At 67.5% G+C, this 17,555-nt stretch carries 16 protein-coding genes, 2 tRNA genes and 1 pseudogene; 12 read left to right on the top strand and 7 right to left on the bottom strand.

Going from position 1 to position 17,555, the window contains the following annotated elements; all coding sequences use genetic code 11:
* Window positions 1-115: 115 nt before the first annotated feature.
* The 6 genes and pseudogenes from ASJ79_RS01390 to pstB all read left to right on the top strand — a co-directional run.
* Window positions 116-640, top strand: a pseudogene (locus ASJ79_RS01390) (winged helix-turn-helix domain-containing protein); the annotation flags it as partial.
* Window positions 637-1,554: a mycothiol synthase gene (gene mshD / locus ASJ79_RS01385; RefSeq protein WP_067952474.1), complete on the top strand. Its 918-nt coding sequence runs from the start codon at window positions 637-639 to the stop codon at window positions 1,552-1,554. The pseudogene ASJ79_RS01390 and the gene mshD, both read left to right, overlap by 4 nt.
* Window positions 1,555-1,672: 118 nt before the next feature.
* Window positions 1,673-2,809: a phosphate ABC transporter substrate-binding protein PstS gene (gene pstS / locus ASJ79_RS01380; protein WP_067952472.1), complete on the top strand. Its 1,137-nt coding sequence runs from the start codon at window positions 1,673-1,675 to the stop codon at window positions 2,807-2,809.
* A gap of 47 nt (window positions 2,810-2,856) precedes the next feature.
* The gene (gene pstC / locus ASJ79_RS01375) at window positions 2,857-3,915 is read left to right on the top strand and encodes a phosphate ABC transporter permease subunit PstC (RefSeq protein WP_067952470.1); all 1,059 of its coding nucleotides are present in this window, start codon (window positions 2,857-2,859) and stop codon (window positions 3,913-3,915) included.
* Window positions 3,912-4,829: a phosphate ABC transporter permease PstA gene (gene pstA / locus ASJ79_RS01370; protein ID WP_067952469.1), complete on the top strand. Its 918-nt coding sequence runs from the start codon at window positions 3,912-3,914 to the stop codon at window positions 4,827-4,829. The genes pstC and pstA overlap by 4 nt, the downstream gene beginning before the upstream one ends.
* A gap of 9 nt (window positions 4,830-4,838) precedes the next feature.
* The gene (pstB, locus tag ASJ79_RS01365; protein WP_067952467.1) at window positions 4,839-5,615 is read left to right on the top strand and encodes a phosphate ABC transporter ATP-binding protein PstB; all 777 of its coding nucleotides are present in this window, start codon (window positions 4,839-4,841) and stop codon (window positions 5,613-5,615) included.
* Between the two features lie 82 nt (window positions 5,616-5,697).
* Here the strand turns inward: pstB and phoU are convergent, their stop codons facing one another.
* The 5 genes from phoU to ASJ79_RS01340 form a co-directional block, all read right to left on the bottom strand.
* Window positions 5,698-6,366: a phosphate signaling complex protein PhoU gene (gene phoU, locus ASJ79_RS01360; RefSeq protein ID WP_067952465.1), complete on the bottom strand. Its 669-nt coding sequence runs from the start codon at window positions 6,364-6,366 to the stop codon at window positions 5,698-5,700.
* Between the two features lie 87 nt (window positions 6,367-6,453).
* A complete protein-coding gene (locus ASJ79_RS01355; protein WP_067952463.1) occupies window positions 6,454-8,340 on the bottom strand; it encodes an LCP family protein in 1,887 nt (628 codons plus the stop codon).
* Window positions 8,341-8,560: 220 nt separating this feature from the next.
* Window positions 8,561-9,694: a tRNA dihydrouridine synthase DusB gene (gene dusB, locus ASJ79_RS01350; protein WP_067952458.1), complete on the bottom strand. Its 1,134-nt coding sequence runs from the start codon at window positions 9,692-9,694 to the stop codon at window positions 8,561-8,563.
* Between the two features lie 29 nt (window positions 9,695-9,723).
* Window positions 9,724-10,731: an acyl-ACP desaturase gene (locus tag ASJ79_RS01345; RefSeq protein WP_067952456.1), complete on the bottom strand. Its 1,008-nt coding sequence runs from the start codon at window positions 10,729-10,731 to the stop codon at window positions 9,724-9,726.
* Window positions 10,732-10,837: 106 nt separating this feature from the next.
* Window positions 10,838-11,419, bottom strand: coding sequence for a TetR/AcrR family transcriptional regulator (locus ASJ79_RS01340; RefSeq protein ID WP_067952455.1), 582 nt, complete (start codon window positions 11,417-11,419; stop codon window positions 10,838-10,840).
* A gap of 77 nt (window positions 11,420-11,496) precedes the next feature.
* Between ASJ79_RS01340 and ASJ79_RS01335 the strand changes: the two genes are divergently transcribed.
* The 4 genes from ASJ79_RS01335 to ASJ79_RS01320 all read left to right on the top strand — a co-directional run bounded on the left by ASJ79_RS01335 (window position 11,497) and on the right by ASJ79_RS01320 (window position 15,216).
* A complete protein-coding gene (locus ASJ79_RS01335) occupies window positions 11,497-12,513 on the top strand; it encodes an oxygenase MpaB family protein (protein WP_067952453.1) in 1,017 nt (338 codons plus the stop codon).
* Between the two features lie 79 nt (window positions 12,514-12,592).
* Window positions 12,593-13,459, top strand: coding sequence for an SPFH domain-containing protein (locus ASJ79_RS01330; RefSeq protein WP_067952451.1), 867 nt, complete (start codon window positions 12,593-12,595; stop codon window positions 13,457-13,459).
* Between the two features lie 35 nt (window positions 13,460-13,494).
* Complete coding sequence (locus ASJ79_RS01325) at window positions 13,495-14,391, top strand: serine/threonine-protein kinase (protein WP_067952449.1); 897 nt, start codon at window positions 13,495-13,497, stop codon at window positions 14,389-14,391.
* 123 nt (window positions 14,392-14,514) lie between these two features.
* A complete protein-coding gene (locus ASJ79_RS01320; RefSeq protein WP_067952477.1) occupies window positions 14,515-15,216 on the top strand; it encodes a hypothetical protein in 702 nt (233 codons plus the stop codon).
* Between the two features lie 3 nt (window positions 15,217-15,219).
* Here ASJ79_RS01320 and ASJ79_RS01315 read toward each other — a convergent pair whose 3' ends face one another.
* Window positions 15,220-16,113, bottom strand: a complete 894-nt coding sequence (locus tag ASJ79_RS01315; RefSeq protein ID WP_067952447.1) for a helix-turn-helix transcriptional regulator — start codon at window positions 16,111-16,113, stop codon at window positions 15,220-15,222.
* Window positions 16,114-16,240: 127 nt separating this feature from the next.
* On the opposite strand from ASJ79_RS01315, the gene ASJ79_RS01310 reads away from it, so the two are divergent.
* Window positions 16,241-17,182: an SDR family oxidoreductase gene (locus tag ASJ79_RS01310; RefSeq protein WP_067952446.1), complete on the top strand. Its 942-nt coding sequence runs from the start codon at window positions 16,241-16,243 to the stop codon at window positions 17,180-17,182.
* 14 nt (window positions 17,183-17,196) lie between these two features.
* On the opposite strand, the gene ASJ79_RS01305 is transcribed toward ASJ79_RS01310, so the two are convergent.
* Window positions 17,197-17,272, bottom strand: a tRNA-Lys gene (locus ASJ79_RS01305).
* A gap of 123 nt (window positions 17,273-17,395) precedes the next feature.
* On the opposite strand from ASJ79_RS01305, the gene ASJ79_RS01300 reads away from it, so the two are divergent.
* Window positions 17,396-17,468, top strand: a tRNA-Glu gene (locus tag ASJ79_RS01300).
* Window positions 17,469-17,555: the final 87 nt, after the last annotated feature.

Here is a 17,555-nt window from a genome sequence, read left to right as displayed (position 1 = left end):
CGGCGGTGGCCTCCGGACGCGACGAGCAGGCGCGGCGGCTGGCCGAGGGCTGGAACCGCGCCGACGGCCTGTTCGGGGCGCTCGACGCACGGAGGTTGCCCACCGCATGACGATGAAGATCCTGCTGCCCAGCACCGGGCCCGCCGAGATCGACGCCCGGCTGCGGCTGCTGGTGGGACGCCGCGGGGGCATGGCCAACCAGGAAAACCTCGGCAAGATCAGTCTCGGAGAGCTCGTCATCGACGAGGGCACCTACACCGCGCGTCTGCGCGGGCGGCCGCTCGATCTCACCTACAAGGAATTCGAACTGCTCAAATACCTCGCCCAGCACGCGGGCCGGGTCTTCACGCGCGCGCAGCTGCTGCAGGAGGTGTGGGGCTACGACTTCTTCGGCGGCACCCGCACCGTCGACGTCCACGTGCGGCGTCTGCGCGCGAAACTCGGTCCCGAGTACGAGTCGCTGATCGGTACGGTGCGCAACGTCGGCTACAAGGCGGTGCGACCCGCGCGCGGCCGGCCGCCGGCCGCAGGCGCCGACATCGCCGACGAACTCGACGATGAGGACCCCTACGAGGACGTCGGCCCCCTGGACCCCGACGGGGTGTCCGAGGCGCTCGACGATGCGCTGCGCAGTCCGTGACCCCGTCGGTTTCCGTTGGATGGCAGCAGGAACTGTCGGGCGCCGACCAACAAACGATCCGTGCCCTGATCTCCGAGGCGACCTCGTTCGACACGGTCGCCCCCGTCGGTGACCAGGTGGTGCGCGAGTTGGGCCACCAACGCACCCGCCATCTGGTGGCCGTCTCGGACAGACGACTGGCCGGCTACCTGAACCTCGCACCGGCCGGTGACGACGCACCGCCGATGGCCGAACTCGTGGTTGCCCCCGACGTCCGGCGCCGTGGAATCGGCTCGGAGATGATCCGCACCGCGCTCACCGCCGGCGGACCCGGCACGCGGTTCTGGGCCCACGGCAATCTCGCGCCGGCGCGAGCCACCGCTGCGGCGTTGAAGCTGGTCCCGGTCCGGGAGCTCCTCCAGATGCGCCGCACACTGCGGGACCTGCCGCCGGTGGCGACGGTCGATGGTGTGCGCTTCGCCACGTATTCGGGACCGCAGGACGACGCCGAGCTGCTCCGGGTCAACAACGCCGCGTTCTCGTGGCACCCCGAACAGGGCGGCTGGACCGACGCCGACATCGCCGAGCGCCGCGACGAACCGTGGTTCGACCCGGCCGGATTCTTCCTGGCGTTCGACGAGAACGACGGCCGGTTGCTCGGATTCCATTGGACCAAAACGCATTCCGCGACTCTGGGCGAGGTGTACGTGGTCGGGGTAGACCCCGCCGCCCAGGGGCGAGGGGTCGGCGGCGCGCTGACGCTGATCGGCCTGCACCATCTGGCCGAGCGGCTGCTGCGCCCCGAGCGTCCCGCCGACGTGATGCTCTACGTCGAAGCGGACAACATCGCGGCGGTGAAGACGTACCGTCGATTGGGTTTCGAGGTGGCCAACACCGACGTGGCATACGCCGCGGCCACGCCCGCCCACCTGTGATATCGCTGACGTGTTCACTTCTCGTTAACCCGCTATCCCCGATCCGTCCACTCCGGCCGCATACGTTGCCGGGGAGTTCGGAGCCGTCTGGGGACGTCTAAACAGGAAAGTGGGATCAGTGAAGCTCAACATCATCGGCAGGACTTTTGGTACGACCGTCTCGGTCGCAGCAATCACTGCGTTGACGCTCGCCGGGTGCGGCAGCGACAACAACGCGCAGGGGGGATCCTCCGACACCACCGGTGCCGCTCCTGCCTCTTCCGCGGACTGCGCCGGCAAGAACTCGGTGACCGCGGAGGGCTCGACCGCCCAGCAGAACGCGGTGGCTCTGTTCAACCAGGTGTGGAGCCAGAAGTGCCAGGGCAAGAACCTGTCCTACAACCCGACCGGCTCGGGCGCGGGCCGCGAGCAGTTCGTCGCCGGCAACGTCGACTTCGCCGGATCTGACTCGGCGATCGAGGAGGAGCAGGCCCAGCAGGCCGCGCAGCGCTGCGGCGGCAATCCGGCGTGGAACCTGCCGCTGGTGTTCGGTCCGATCGCCATGGCCTACAACATCGAGGGTGTCGAGGGCCTCGTTCTCAACGCCGACACCTTGGCCAAGATCTTCCAGGGCCAGATCACGAATTGGAACGACCCCGCGATCATGGCGCTCAACGAGGGCAAGACGCTGCCGGACGCCAACATCACCCCGATCTTCCGGTCGGACTCCTCGGGCACCACCGACAACTTCCAGAAGTACCTCGCGGCCGCTGCACCGCAGTCGTGGACCAAGGGTGACGGCAGCGAGTTCCAGGGCGGCGCAGGTGAGGGTGCCCAGAAGTCCGCCGGTGTCGCGCAGGCCGTCCAGGCCACCCCGGGCGCCATCGGCTACGTCGAGAAGGGCTTCGCCGACCAGGCGGGTATTCCGTACGCGCAGATCGACAACGGCAGCGGCGCCGTCGAGCTGAACGACGAGTCGGCCGGTAAGGCCATCGACGCGGCCACGTTCGCCTCTGAGGGCAACGACCTGACGCTGGACCTGAACTCGCTGTACGGCACCCAGGAGCCGGGCGCGTACCCGCTGGTGCTGGCCACCTACGAGATCGTCTGCTCGGCCGGCTACGACGCCGAGACCGCCGATGCGGTGAAGTCATTTCTGACCGTCGCGGCCAATGACGGCCAGTCGGGTCTGTCGGCCGCCGGTTACGTGCCGCTGCCGGAGAAGTTCAAGGAACGGCTGCTGACCTCGATCGAGGCCATCGGTTCGACTGCCTAGATCATTGGCGCGACGGCCGGGCAACGGCGAGGATGGGTTCTGACCGAATGACCGACAAGCTCGATGGGCTCTCATTGACAACGCCGAACCCGATGGACGCGGGGTCGGGGGAGGCCTTGGCCACCCCCTTCCCCGAGCCCACCCCGATATCGACTGACCCCTCCAAGAACGCCAAAGAGCGTCTGGGGGACCGGATCTTCCGTGGATTGGCGGAGGGCTCGGGCGTCCTGATCGTCGCCATCATCGCCGCGATCGGGATCTTCCTGTTGTGGCGGGCCGTCCCGGCGCTGGCCCGTAACGAGGAGAACTTCTTCCTCTTCGGCGGTAACTGGGTCACCACCGACACGTCCGCGATGCACTTCGGCATCCTGGATCTGCTCCAGGTGACGGTGTTCGTGTCGGTCTTCGCGCTGATCCTGGCGATGCCGGTCGCCCTGGGCATCGCGATCTACCAGACGAACTACGCGCCGAAACGGATCGCGGGGCCGCTGGCGTACATGGTCGACCTGCTGGCCGCGGTGCCGTCGATCATCTACGGCGTCTGGGGCCTGTATGTGTTGGCGCCGGTGATCAAACCGGTGGCGGTCTGGCTCAACGAGAACCTGAGTTGGTTCTTCCTGTTCTCCACCGGCAACGCGTCCGTGGCGGGCGGCGGCACGATCTTCACCGCGGGCATCGTGCTCGCGGTGATGATCCTGCCGATCATCACCGCGGTGACCCGCGAGGTGTTCGTCCAGACGCCGCGCGGGCAGATCGAGGCCGCGCTCGCACTCGGCGCCACCCGCTGGGAGGTGGTGCGCACGACGGTGCTGCCGTTCGGCATGTCGGGGTACATCAGCGGCGCGATGCTCGGTCTGGGCCGCGCACTCGGTGAGACGATCGCGCTGTTGATCATCCTGCGTGGCACCCAGCAGGCGTTCGGCTGGTCACTGTTCGACGCCGGCTACACCTTCGCCAGCAAGATCGCTTCCGCCGCCTCGGAATTCAACGACCAGTACAAGGCCGGTGCGTACATCGCCGCGGGTCTGGTGCTGTTCATCCTGACGTTCGTGGTCAACTCGCTGGCCCGCGCCGCGGTCGCCGGAAAGGACCGATCCGCATCATGACCTCCGCAACGCTGGACCAGCCCGTCAAGGCGCCGACGTTCCAGGGCGTCAGCACACGACGCAAGCTGACCAACAACCTCGCGACCGTACTGGTCACCGCCTCGGTGGTGATCGCGATCATTCCGCTGGTCTGGGTGCTCTACACCGTGGTCGCCAAGGGCATCGGCGTGGTCATGTCGAGCACCTGGTGGATGAACTCGCAGGCGGGCATGACGGCGTTCGCCGCCGGCGGCGGTGCCTACCACGCCATCGTCGGTTCGCTGCTGCAGGCAGCGGTCTGCGCCGTCATCTCGATCCCGGTCGGCGTGTTCGTCGGCATCTATCTGGTCGAGTACGGCGGCGGTTCCCGGCTCGGCAAGGTGACCACGTTCATGGTCGACATCCTGACCGGTGTGCCGTCGATCGTGGCCGCACTGTTCATCTACGCGCTGTGGGTGGCCACCCTGGGCTTCGAACGGTCCGGTCTTGCCGTGTCACTTGCGTTGGTGCTGTTGATGATTCCGGTCATCGTGCGCTCGACCGAGGAGATGCTGCGGATCGTGCCGATGGACCTGCGCGAGGCGAGCTACGCGCTCGGCGTCCCGAAATGGAAGACCATCGCCAAGATCGTCGTGCCGACCGCGCTGTCCGGCATCGTCACCGGGATCCTGCTCTCGCTCGCCCGGGTGATGGGGGAGACCGCGCCGCTGCTGATCCTGGTGGGTTACGCGCAGGCGATCAACTTCGACATGTCCAGCGGGTTCATGGGCTCGCTGCCCGGCATGATGTACGACCAGACATCCGCGGGTGCGGGGGCCAACCCGATTCCCACCGACCGGTTGTGGGGCGCCGCGCTCACCCTCGTGGTGCTGATCGCCGCGTTGAACATCGGTGCCCGTTTCCTCGCCAAATTCTTCGCCCCCAAAAAGGTTTAGGAGTCCGACATGGCCAAGCGTCTCGACCTCAAGGACGTCAACATCTACTACGGAGCGTTCCACGCGGTGGCGGGTGTCACGCTGTCGGTGGAACCGCGCAGCGTGACGGCGTTCATCGGCCCGTCGGGCTGTGGAAAGTCGACCGTGCTGCGCACCCTCAACCGCATGCACGAGGTCATCCCGGGCGCCCGTGTCGAGGGCTCGGTGTTGCTCGACGGTGAGGACATCTACGGCGCCGGGGTCGATCCGGTCGGCGTGCGCAAGACCATCGGCATGGTGTTTCAGCGCCCGAACCCCTTTCCCACCATGTCGATTCGCGACAACGTGGTGGCCGGGCTGAAGCTGCAGGGCGTCCGGAACAAGAAGACCCTCGACGAGGTCGCGGAGCGTTCCCTCAAGGGTGCCAACCTGTGGAACGAGGTCAAGGACCGGCTCGACAAGCCGGGCGGTGGGCTGTCCGGCGGTCAGCAGCAGCGTCTGTGCATCGCCCGCGCGATCGCGGTGCAGCCCGACGTGCTGTTGATGGATGAGCCGTGCTCGGCGCTCGACCCGATCTCGACGCTGGCGATCGAGGATCTGATCGCCGAGCTCAAGCAGGACTTCACGATTGTGATCGTCACGCACAACATGCAGCAGGCGGCGCGGGTCAGTGACCAGACGGCGTTCTTCAACCTCGAAGCCACCGGCAAGCCGGGCAAGCTGATCGAGATCGACGACACCGAGAAGATCTTCTCCAACCCCACGATGAAGGCCACCGAGGACTACATCTCCGGGCGGTTCGGCTGACAGCCCCAGCGCGAACAGACATAAAGCTGCCCCATTTCACGAGAAATGGGGCAGCTTTGTGTCTGTTCGCGGGGGAACGGGGCTAGCGCGACGCCGGCAGTTCCTCTTCGTCACCGGTGCGGCCCGTGACCTGGAAGATCACCCGGCGGGCCACTTCGACGGCATGGTCGGCAAAGCGCTCGTAGTAGCGTCCCAGCAGCGTCACGTCGACGGCGGCGGCGACGCCGTGCTTCCACTCCCGGTCCATCAGCACCGTGAACAGGTGCCGATGCAGGTCGTCCATCGCATCGTCTTCTTCGCGGATCCGGGCGGCCTTCTCCGGATCGCGGGTGAGCAGCACTTCCTGGGCGCTGTGACCGAGGTCGACGGCGACCCGGCCCATCTCGGCGAAATAGCCGTTGACCTCCTCGGGCAGCGCATGCTGCGGGTGTCGACGGCGGGCGATCTTGGCGACGTGCAGCGCCAACGCGCCCATCCGGTCGACGTCGGCGACGATCTGGATCGAGCTCACGATGGCGCGCAGGTCACCGGCGACCGGGGCCTGCAGCGCGAGCAGCACGAACGCCTCTTCCTCGGCGCGGACGCTGAGGGCGGTGATCTGTTCATGGTCGGTGATCACCTGTTCGGCGAGCGCCAGGTCTGCCTGCAGCAGGGCCTGGGTGGACCGCTCCATCGCGACGCCGGCCAGCCCGCACATGTCGCCGAGCCGACTGGACAATGCCGCCAACTGCTCGTGGTACGCGGTACGCATGTGTCAACCCTACCGGGGTCGTTCCCGGATGGTCACGAGCTGACGGTGAACGAAAGGTGAATGCCACCTGCCGAAATGTTGTGGACGCTACTCGCAGCTGGTGTCCGCGGCGTTGGTGACGGTGAGGTCTTCCGGCAACGCGGTGGGAGCCGATTTCGTGCCGCGGATCACCTGCACCTGGACCGGGGATCCGCTGGGGGACGGAGCGGTCACCGCGTCGAAGTCGGTGCCCAGGACGACCTGGACGACGTCACCCAGCCCGTTGACCCGTTCGATGGCGGCGTCCTCGAACGACGACGCGACGGTGGCGGCGGCCTCCTCGTTACCGGGTGAGAAGAACACCGTGGTGCGCGACAGCGGCCCCGGATAGTCGTCGGGCGTCGTCACGTTGAACCCGTAGGCCTGCAGCGCGGTGGCCGTGTTGGCTCCGAGGCCCGCCGAACTGGTCGAGTTCGACACCTGCACGGTGACGCTCTGCGGCTCGGTGGCGATGGCGTCCACAGTCTCCCCGCCGGCCGACTGGCCCGGCTCCTGGGTCGGCGAGGAACTGGCCAGCGTGTCCGGGGCGCCCGACACCGGGGTGTTGTCGGCGTTGCGCTCCTCGGGCAGCGGGTCGTCGTTGATGATGGCGGCGAACAGCGCCTGCATGTCGTCGGTGCGGGGGATCTCGTTGCCCCACTCGTCGGCGTAGCCGACCGTCGGCACGGTGACGAACGTGATCCGGCCCGCGTTCACGCCCTGCACGGACTGACCGAGGTCCACGAGGTCCTTGGTGTCGACGTTGTCGACGTAGCTGTCGTTGATGAACATGTTCACCACGTTGTTCAGCTTCGACAGCGAGAAGAACGTCTCCTTCGAGATCAGCGACCGCAGCAGCGACGACAGGAACAACTGCTGCCGTTTGATGCGGCCGTAGTCACCGTTGGTCTCGGTGGTCACCTGGCGGGCGCGTACGTAGTTCAGTGCGGTGTGTCCGTCGACGATCTGACGTCCCGCGGTGGGCAGCACGGTGCCGAGTTCGTAGTCCTCGATCGGGGTGGTGCTGCACACCTCCACTCCGCCGAGCGCGTCGACCATCTTGGAGAAACCGGCGAAATCGACTGCCATGAACCGGTTCACGTGCAGGCCGGACATTTTCTGGATGACCTTGACAAGGCACTTCGGTCCGCCCACGGCGAAGGCCGAGTTCAACTTGTACTCGGTGTAGACCTTCTCCAAGCCGTACATCGGCGACTCTTCGTCGTAGATGGTGCCGTATTCCCGGGTCTCGGGATTCCACGGCTCGCATTCCATCGGCTCGATCTCGAGATCGCGGGGAAACGACACGGCCACAACACGTTTGCGGTTCGCCGGGATGTTCACCAGCATCACGGTGTCGGACCGGGCGCCGGCCGCATCCTCGGTGGTGCCCGCACCCATGTCGCTGTTCTCGCCGAGACGGCTGTCGGTGCCGACGATGAGGAAGTTCTCGTCGCCGAACTGCGCGTTGGGGTCGACGATGTCGCGCGAATCCGGGTCAAGCGCCGAGACCCTGTTGAGCAGGTTGTTCTTAGCCGACTGCCACTGCCACGCCCCGCCGGTCAGCACCAGCGCGAGCACCGCGACCAGCGCCGCGACCACCCGGCCCGCGACGGTCATCCGGTGCGACGGGCGTACCCGCGGCTTGGTCGGCGCGTGCGCCGGAGCGCGGGGGGCCGACAGGTTGGGCAGATCGGCGCGGGACGGTTCGACGGCCGGCAGGATCGTGGTGTCGAGCTCGTCGGTGTCGGGGTAGGGCTCGGGTTCTTCCTCGGCCGGTTCCGCGCGGGCGCGGCGCCGCCGGGGCTGCGGCGCGGCGGCGCCGTCTCCGTGGATCTTGGCGATCAGGTCCGCGACGGTGATCGGCGCGGACGCCGTGCCCGAGGAAGTCGGATCGTCACCGGGTTCAGGGCGGCCGGGAGTGGCAGCGGCATCCTCCATGTCGCCGTCGCTCATCTTCCTACCGGCCTTCCAGCGTTCACGGCGTCTCGCGGTCTGTGCGCGTCATTGCGCACGGCACGCTGACTGCCGAGTGCCTGTTCACTGTCTAGAGCACCAAGCCCGCCTCCGCCACCGGAGACAGGCAGTTTGATCCCTCATCGTACTGAGACATCCTGAGAGACCTCCAGCCGAACCTCGGTGTCAGAACAGTCTCAGAAGTGTCTCGGCGAGTAGATCAGCCGCCCGAATGCATCACATCGGCGCCCGCCGGCACCGTGCAGTCGTCCGGATCGTCGAGCCAACCCTCGGGCAGGGTCACCGACGCGGCCGAACCCTGGCGGCCCCGCGGGCCGTTGGCCGCGGCGGGGAACGGCACGTCGGGGTCGAGCTGATCGAGAAGTTCGTCCAGCTCGGAGAGCGTCTTGACCAGCGCCAAAGACCTGCGGAGATCCGCTCCCGCCGGGAAGCCGTGCAGGTACCAGGCGACGTGCTTGCGGATGTCCCGCATTCCCTTGTCCTCTCCGAAATGAGCGGCGAGCAGCTCGCCGTGCCGACGGATGATCTGTGCGACCTCACCGAGGGTCGGTGGCGTCGCCGGGGCGGTGCCGTTGAAGGCGGCGGACAACTCGGCGAACAGCCACGGCCGCCCGAGGCAGCCACGGCCGATCACGACCCCGTCGCAATGCGTCGCGGCCATCATGGCGAGCGCGTCACGGGCGTCGAAGATATCACCGTTGCCGAGCACCGGAACGCTGGTGACGTGCGCCTTCAGCGCCGCGATCTGTTCCCAGTCGGCGCTGCCCGAGTAGCGCTGGGCGGCGGTGCGGGCATGCAGTGCCACCGCCGCGGCGCCCTCCTCCGCGGCGATGCGCCCGGCGTCCAGATGTGTGTGGTGGGCGTCGTCGATCCCGATGCGGAATTTCACCGTGACCGGGATGTCGGTGCCTTCGGTGGCGCGGACCGCCGCCGCCACGATCTGACCGAACAGGCGCCGCTTGTACGGCAGCGCGGCACCGCCGCCCCGGCGGGTGACCTTGGGTACCGGGCAGCCGAAGTTCATGTCGACGTGGTCGGCGAGGTTTTCGTCGACGATCATCTTGGCCGCCGCGTAGGTGTTGGCGGGGTCGACGGTGTAGAGCTGCAGCGACCGCGGCGACTCCTCCGGTGCGAACGTCGTCATGTGCATGGTGACCGGATGGCGTTCCACCAGGGCGCGCGCGGTGACCATCTCGCAGACGTACAGCCCGCTCACGGTGCCGGCCCGGCTGAGCTCCAGTTCCCGGCACAACGTGCGGAACGCGACGTTGGTCACCCCGGCCATCGGAGCGAGGACGACCGGGCTGCGCAATGCGATCGGCCCGATCCGCAGGGCGGACCGGGCCGGGCGCTGGGTGACGGTTACGGCGTTGATGATCCCACCAGCTGAGCCTTGGCCGCCTTCTTCTCGGCCATCTGAGCCAGTCGTGCTTCCCGGCGCTGCTTGGCGACCTCGAACTTGTCGACGGCCTCCTGCAACTCCTCGACCAGCAGGCCGAGATCATCGCGCAGCTTTGCGCTCTCGCCGTTGAAGTCCTCGCGTTCGAAGATGCGCCACTTCTTCAGCACCGGCATCACGATGTCGTCGAGATGGATCTTCGGGTCGTACACACCGCCGGAGGCGATGGTCACCGCGCGGCGACGGAAGTCCGGGATGGTGTACCCGGGCATCTTGAAGTTGCGCAGCACCTTGTGCAGCGACTTCATCGCCTGGTCGGGAGCGATCTCGAAACCGGCCTCCGACACGTCGCGGTAGAAGATCATGTGCAGGTTCTCGTCGGCCGAGACGCGCTGCAACAGCTGGTCGGCGATCGGGTCCTCGCAGGCCTTGCCGGTGTTGCGGTGCGACACGCGGGTGGCGAGCTCCTGGAACGTCACATAGATCACCGAGTCGAACAGGCTCTCGGCGAAGAGTTCGATCCCGCCCTGCTGGTTCTGGCCCGGGCTGAAGCCGCGGGTCATCTGCTCGAGGCGCAGCACCTCCAGCTCGACGGGGTCGACGTTACGGGTGACGACGAGGTAGTCGCGCAGCGCGATGCCGTGCCGGTTCTCCTCGGCGGTCCACCTGTTGACCCAGAAGCCCCACGGCCCGTCCATGCTGAAGTTCATCGCGATCTCGCGGTGATACGACGGCAGGTTGTCCTCGGTCAGCAGGTTGGTCAGCATCGCGACCCTGGCGACCTCGGAGAGCTTCGACTGCTCGATGTCCCAGTCCTGACCGCCGAGGGCGTAGTAGTTCTTGCCGTCGGACCACGGGATGTAGTCGTGCGGGTTCCAGTCCTTCTTCATCCGCATGTGCCGGTTGACCAGAGGCTCGACGACGGGCTCGAGCTCTTTCAACAGCTGCAGGTCGGTCAGGTCTTTCGACACGACACCTCCCAGTTATCTGTACCTGATGGTTGCACTCAATATATCTGTGTATCTCGGTGACATTCAAGTCGCCGCGCCGCGGCTCACACCGGGCTGAAATGCACTTTTAGGTCGCAGCCCTGCTGAGCAGTAGCTCAGCACAGTGGTCGATGAACTGCTCGCGCGTCGCGTCCAGCCGACCGTCCAGATAAGCCGTGAACAACGCGGTGAGTGCCCCGATCAGACCTGTCGCAACCATCGCCTGGGTGGTCGGGTCGCTGATCTGGGTCAGGTTGCGCTGTAGCAGTTCGATGAAGTTGGGCATCCACCGCGCCCCCGACCGGGCCAGCACCGGTTCGGCCTCCGGAGCGAGCAGGAGTACCCGGCCGCGCGCCGGATCGTCGATCATCAACGCCACGAACCGTTCGACCGCGTCGCGCATGCTCTCGGACTTCATCAGCGCCGACATCGCCGCGGTACAGACGTCGTCGTAGACGGCTGCGACGTATTCGTCACGGTCGGTGAAGCTCTCGTAGAAATACCGTTCGGTGAGGCCGGCCGCCCGGCACACCGCGCGCACGGTCAGGTGCGGTCCGCCGGGGCTGCCCAGGAGCGCGATGCCGGCGGCGATCAGTTCGTCGCGGCGAAGCGCCTGGCGGTCCGGTAGTGGAACGCCCGACCATCTGCCGCGTCGTTGACCCGACGCCACGGTCCTCCTAAGCTCGTTGCTGACAACGCATGTAGTCAAATTATCGTGCGGCACACGTTCGGCAGGGAAGAGCACCAGTGACTCAAGATACGTCTGCGGCGGGCCCCGTCACCAGCGCATCCGCGCCGGCACCCGACGTCGCGGCGGCGGGCTGCCCGGTCGGCGGCGGGTACGGCGCCGTCCCGGAGCCGCTCGGCCCCGACTCGCTGACGTGGCGCTACTTCGGTCAGTGGACCGGAATGCTGCAGGGCCCGTGGGCCGGTTCGATGCAGAACATGCATCCCCAGCTCGGTGCGGCGGTGCAACAGCACTCGATCTTCTTCATGGAGCGGATGCCGCGGTTGTTCCGGTCGGTCTATCCGATCGGTGGGGTGGTCTTCGACGGCGACCGTGCGCCCGGCACGGGAGCGCAGGTCCGCGACTATCACATCGGGATCAAGGGCGTCGACGATCAAGGCCGCCGCTACAGCGCGCTGAATCCCGACGTCTTCTACTGGGCGCACGCGACGTTCTTCAAGTCCACGCTGCTGGCCGCCGAATGGGTCGGTGGTGGCCTCACCGAGGCGCAGAAGCGTCAGCTCTTCGACGAGCACATCGCCTGGTACCGGATGTACGGCATGAGCATGCGGCCGGTCCCGAAGACCTGGGAGGAGTTCCAGGAGTACTGGGACCACATGTGCCGCAACGTGTTGGAGAACACCTGGGCGGCGCGTGAGGTGCTCGACCTGTCCGCGATGCCCAAGCACCCGTCGCTGGGGTGGCTGCCCGACTGGCTGTGGCGCCTGAATATCGCTGCGATGCAACGTTTCTTCAACTTCGCGACGGTCGGTCTGTTCGATCCGCCGGTACGGGAACTGATGGGCTACCGATGGACGCCGCGGCAGGAGCGGTTGCACAAACTGTTCGGGCGCGCGGTGTACCGGATCACGCGGGTGCTGCCGAAGCGGATGCTGATGCATCCCCGCAAACGTTCGGCGTGGGACCGGGCGACGGGACGGCTGCCGGTCGACTCACCGTTGGTGGAGACGCCCGCCCGCAATCTGCCCCCGCTCGAATACCGCGGCGACCCGCACTTCTACTGCCCCGACGTGTGACCACCTGCGGGACGCGCCGGCCTGATCTTGATCGTACGATTCGGCGGAAACCGCCGTCTTCAGGAAAGAGGTCGCCGACGTGCCGTGGGAGATTTTCGCAGCGATCGTCCTGGTGCTGCTCACCTCTTTCGGACTGTTGTCCCGCGCCGTGGCCGGCAGTGATGCCGGCCGGACCCGCGGCACCCGCATCGCCGTCGTCGCCGGCGTGCTGACGATCCTGGTGCTGATCCTCGGGTCGACGACGATGGTGTCCACCCGCAACATCGGCGTGGTCACCACCCTCGGCAGACCGAGCGGCACCCTCGGCAACGGCCTGCACGTGAAAGCGCCCTGGCAGTCGGTGACCGAGATGGACGGCGCCATCCAGATCGACAACCACACCGGTGAGTACGCCACCATGGTCCGGCTGGGCAACAACTCGACCGCGTTCGTCGACAACAGTGTCCGGTGGCGCATCCAGCCCGCGGCCGCCGACGAACTGTTCCTGGACTACCGCGACTTCGACAACGTCCGCGACAACCTGGTCACCCGGGAACTGGGCGCGGCGCTGAACGAGGTGTTCTCCGACTTCGACCCGTTGGCGCCGGAGAACGTGGAGGGCACCGACGTCCAGGCGCTGGGCAACGATGTCGCGGACAAGCTGCGCGCCAAGGTCGGTGATCAGGTCGAGATCATCAACGTGATCATCCCGCTGGTGAGTTACGACGAGGCCACGCAGGGCCGCATCAACGCGCTCAACGCCGAGCGGGCCAACACCCGGGTGGCCGAACAGCGCGCCAAGACCGCCGAGGCCGAGGCGCGGGCCAACGAGATCCTGGCCGGCTCGGTGTCGGACAACCCGAACGTGCTCGTCAGCAAATGCCTGGACGCGGCCAGGGAGGCCTCGATGAGCCCGCTGGGCTGCTGGCCGAACACGCCGGCGGTGCCGACCGTGCCCGCGCGTTAGGTTTGCGCCCGCCGAAGACGGGCTAGCTTGGGAGCATGCACGCGCCGGAGCTGATTGGCGGTCGGTACGAACTGCGGGGTGTGCTCGGCCGCGGCGGGATGGCCGAGGTCCGTGATGCCTGGGACAAGCGGTTGGGCCGGCCCGTCGCCGTGAAACTGCTCTATCCGGCGGTCAGCACACAACCCGACACCCGGCGCCGATTCGCCACCGAGGCCCGCGCCGCGGCTGCGCTGAACCACCCGCACGTCGTCGCCGTCCATGACACCGGTGTGCACGACGGCCGCCACTACATCGTGCTGGAGCGCCTTCCGGGGCAGACCCTGGCCGACGTTCTGGCGCGTCACGGGCCGCTGCCCGCCGAGCACGTGCGCGCGATCATGCGCGACGTGTTGTCGGCGCTGAGCGCCGCGCACGCCCGCGGTGTGCTGCACCGCGACATCAAGCCCGCCAACATCCTTTTCACCCACCACGGCGGGGTGAAGATCGCGGACTTCGGCGTGGCCAAGAGCCCGGACACCCCGCAGACGCTGACCAACCGGGTCTTCGGGACGATGGCCTACCTGCCGGCCGATCGGATCGCCGGCCGGCCGGCGACACCGAGCGACGACCTGTACGCGCTCGGCGTGGTGGCGTACGAGGCGCTGACAGCCCGCCGCGCCTATCCGCAGGACAATCTCGCGGCGCTGGCCGACGCGATCGCGGTCGGCCGGTTGGCGCCGTTGAGCGCGCTGCGGCCCGACGTCGACCCCGCTCTGGCGACGACGATCGAACGGTCCATGGCGCGCGACCCGAGGTGGCGGTTCGGCACCGCCGAGCAGATGCTGGCCAGCCTGGACGCTCCGTCGGCACCGCGGCGACGTACCGGCGGCGTGCTCGCGGCGACGGCGTTGACGGTGGTGCTCGTGCTCGCGGCGCTGCTCGTCGTCGTGTGACCCGGAAATGCGCGCCTGACCAGCAGGTATACCGTCGCTAACCGACTTATCCCGGTCGTGTAACAATCCGCGGGTCGCATTCAGTTTTCATGATCAATGCTGTACATTGCCGAATTTTTCGTTATCTTGCTGGACGTGGGTCGGCACTCCATCGCCAAGAAGCGGCGCAACCGGTCGGTGTACGTGGTGTCCGCGCTCGCCCCGGCCGCAGTGGTGCTGCTCGGGGTCAAGGGCGACGCCGCACCCGTCCCTCTCCCGGCGGAGGAGGAGCGTGTCGCCGCACCGGCACCGGTGGCCGTGGCGGAGCAGTCCACGCCGTGCTGCGTGGAGATCGTCGCGGCACCCGCGACGGGACACGTACCCGAACGGTTGACCGACGACGGTGGCGCTGACGCTGAGCCGGCCTCGCTGGTGTCCGCGTCCCGCTGGCGGGTGGTCAGTCGCACTCTGCCCGCCGGTGTCGCCCCGGAGACCGGTCTGCAGGTACGCACCATCCTGACCGCTCGCAGCATCAGCGCCGTCTTCCCGGAGATCAACAACATCGGCGGCGTCCGCCAGGACGCCTTGCGGTGGCATCCCAACGGGCTGGCGCTGGACGTCATGATCCCGAACCCGATGTCGCAGTCCGGCATCGCGCTCGGCAACCAGATCGTCGCCTACGTGCTGGAGAACGCCGAACGGTTCGGGATCCAGGACGCGATCTGGCGGGGCGTGTACTACACGCCGGGAGGAGCCCGGTCCGGCGGCTACGGCCATTACGACCACGTGCACGTGACCACCACCGGCGGTGGCTACCCCGACGGCGACGAGATCTACCTGCGCTGACGCTCAGCGTGACGCCTGGGCGCCGACGGCCGGGAGCAGTTGCAGCTTCTCGTAGCTCTCGCTGCCGGGAATCGCGGTGTAGACGAGCAGCGAGTGCGACTGGACCGGGTCGAGCAGCATCTGGCAGGTCAGTTCCAGCGCGCCGAGCTCCGGGTGGACGAAGTGCTTGACCTCGCGAGGCCGAATGCCGACCTCGTGGTCGTTCCACACCTGGCGGAACTCCTCGCTCCGGGCCCGGAGCTCGTCGGCGACGTGGGCGGCGCGTGATCCCGGACCCCGCAACGTCGCAACCTCCCGCAGCCCCGAGACCCACAGCCGGGTCAGGAACGGGTGATCCTCGGGGGCGTAGAGCAGCCGTGACGACGGGTCGGTGAACCAGCGGTACCCGATGCTGCGGGCCAGTCCGCGATATCCGGTCAGGTCACCGGTGAGAGCGACGCCGAGCGCGGTCTGGCGCAACGTCTCGCCGAGCTCGGTGACGATCTCGGCGGGGGTGTCGTGCAGGCGGTCGAAGATGCGCAGCAGGCCGGGGCTGATGTGCTCGCTGTCCCCGCCGCGGGTGGGGGGCGTGTGCCCGGCGAGCCGGAACAGATGGTCACGTTCATCGAGGGACAGGTGGAGCCCCTGAGCGATGGAGGCGATCATCTGCTCGGACGGCTGGGGGCCTCGTTGCCGTTCCAGCCGCGAGTAGTAGTCGGTCGACATGTGGCACAACGACGCCACTTCCTCCCGCCGCAGCCCACCCGTCCTGCGCCGCCGCCCTCGGGGAAGGCCGACATCTTCGGGTTGCAGCGACTCCCGACGACGTCGGAGGAACTGCGCCAGTCCGCTCCTGTCGATGGCCACGGGCACCTCCTCACGGTGTGCGTCGTTTGTATCCTCCCCGCCGATGCGCATCCACGGCCCGTCGATCCCCCCCTTGCGGCGACCGGCGTGCTCCGTATCGGGGGATCAACGATCCCTGGATGGTTCCGGCCTCCGGCGTCACCGTGGAATCACCGACATCGTCCCCAGGAGTGATCCCATGCCACGCAAACCCGTCACCATCACCGTCCCCGACCTGTCCGGCAAACGCGCCGTGGTCACCGGAGCAAGCGACGGCATCGGCCTCGTCATCGCCGCGAGGCTGGCCGCCGCCGGTGCCGAAGTCCTGATGCCGGTCCGCAATCGAGCCAAAGGTGAGGCGGCGATCGCCAGAATCAGACAGACCGTTCCCGGCGCCGACGCGTCACTGCGCGACCTCGATCTGTCGTCGCTCGACTCCGTCGCCGCCCTCGGCGAGACGCTGCGCCACGAGGGACGGCCCATCCACATCCTGATCAACAACGCCGGCGTGATGACCCCGCCCGACCGGCACACCACCGCCGACGGGTTCGAATTGCAGTTCGGCTCTAACCACCTCGGGCATGTCGCGCTGACCGCACACCTGCTGCCGCTGCTGGAAGCGGGCCACGCACGGGTGACCTCACAGGTCAGCATCGCGGCCAACCGCGGCTCCATCAACTGGGACGACCTGAACTGGGAGCGCTCCTACGACGGGATGGGCGCCTACAGCCAGTCGAAGATCGCGCTCGGGCTGTTCGGTCTTGAACTCGATCGGCGCAGTCGGGCGAGCGGGTGGCGGATCACCAGCAACATCTCTCACCCTGGCGTCGCTCCCACCAGCCTGCTCGCCGCGCGCCCCGAACTCGGCCGCGATCGGCAGACATCGGGCCGGCGCGTGGTCTCGCTCCTGTCTCGCCTCGGCATCATGGGAACCGCCGACACCGCCGGGCTTCCGGCGGTCTACGCCGCGACCTCCCCTGACGCCAAGGCGGGCGCGTTCTACGGGCCGCGCGGGCCCGGGCACCTGGGCGGCGCTCCGGCAGAGCAGAAGCTCTACTCCCGCCTGCGCAGCACCGACGACGCCCGGCGCATCTGGAACGTCTCCGAAGAACTCACCAAGGTCGGTTTCCCGACCAGCTGAGACCCGCGCTGATGTGGTGCCCCCACCAGGGCTCGAACCTGGGACCTGCGGATTAAAAGTCCGTAGCTCTACCAACTGAGCTATAGGGGCGTGGTTGTGTAACCCCGAAAAGGATACGGCACCCTGCTCGTTTGAGGATTTGGGTGTCCGTACCCTAAGCTATCGAAGCTCCCAACGAATGAGCGTTGTGAGTACCCCGGAGAGATTCGGCTGGCCCCCTTCGTCTAGCGGCCTAGGACGCCGCCCTTTCAAGGCGGTAGCGCGGGTTCGAATCCCGTAGGGGGTACGCGCAGCGACCACGCAGGTGGGAGTTGCACAGAGTAAGGCCCTGTGGCGCAGTTGGTTAGCGCGCCGCCCTGTCACGGCGGAGGTC

It is taken from the genome of Mycobacterium sp. NAZ190054, assembly GCF_001545925.1.
Classification (GTDB): domain Bacteria; phylum Actinomycetota; class Actinomycetes; order Mycobacteriales; family Mycobacteriaceae; genus Mycobacterium.
This window is presented reverse-complemented; position numbering and strand designations above follow the sequence as displayed.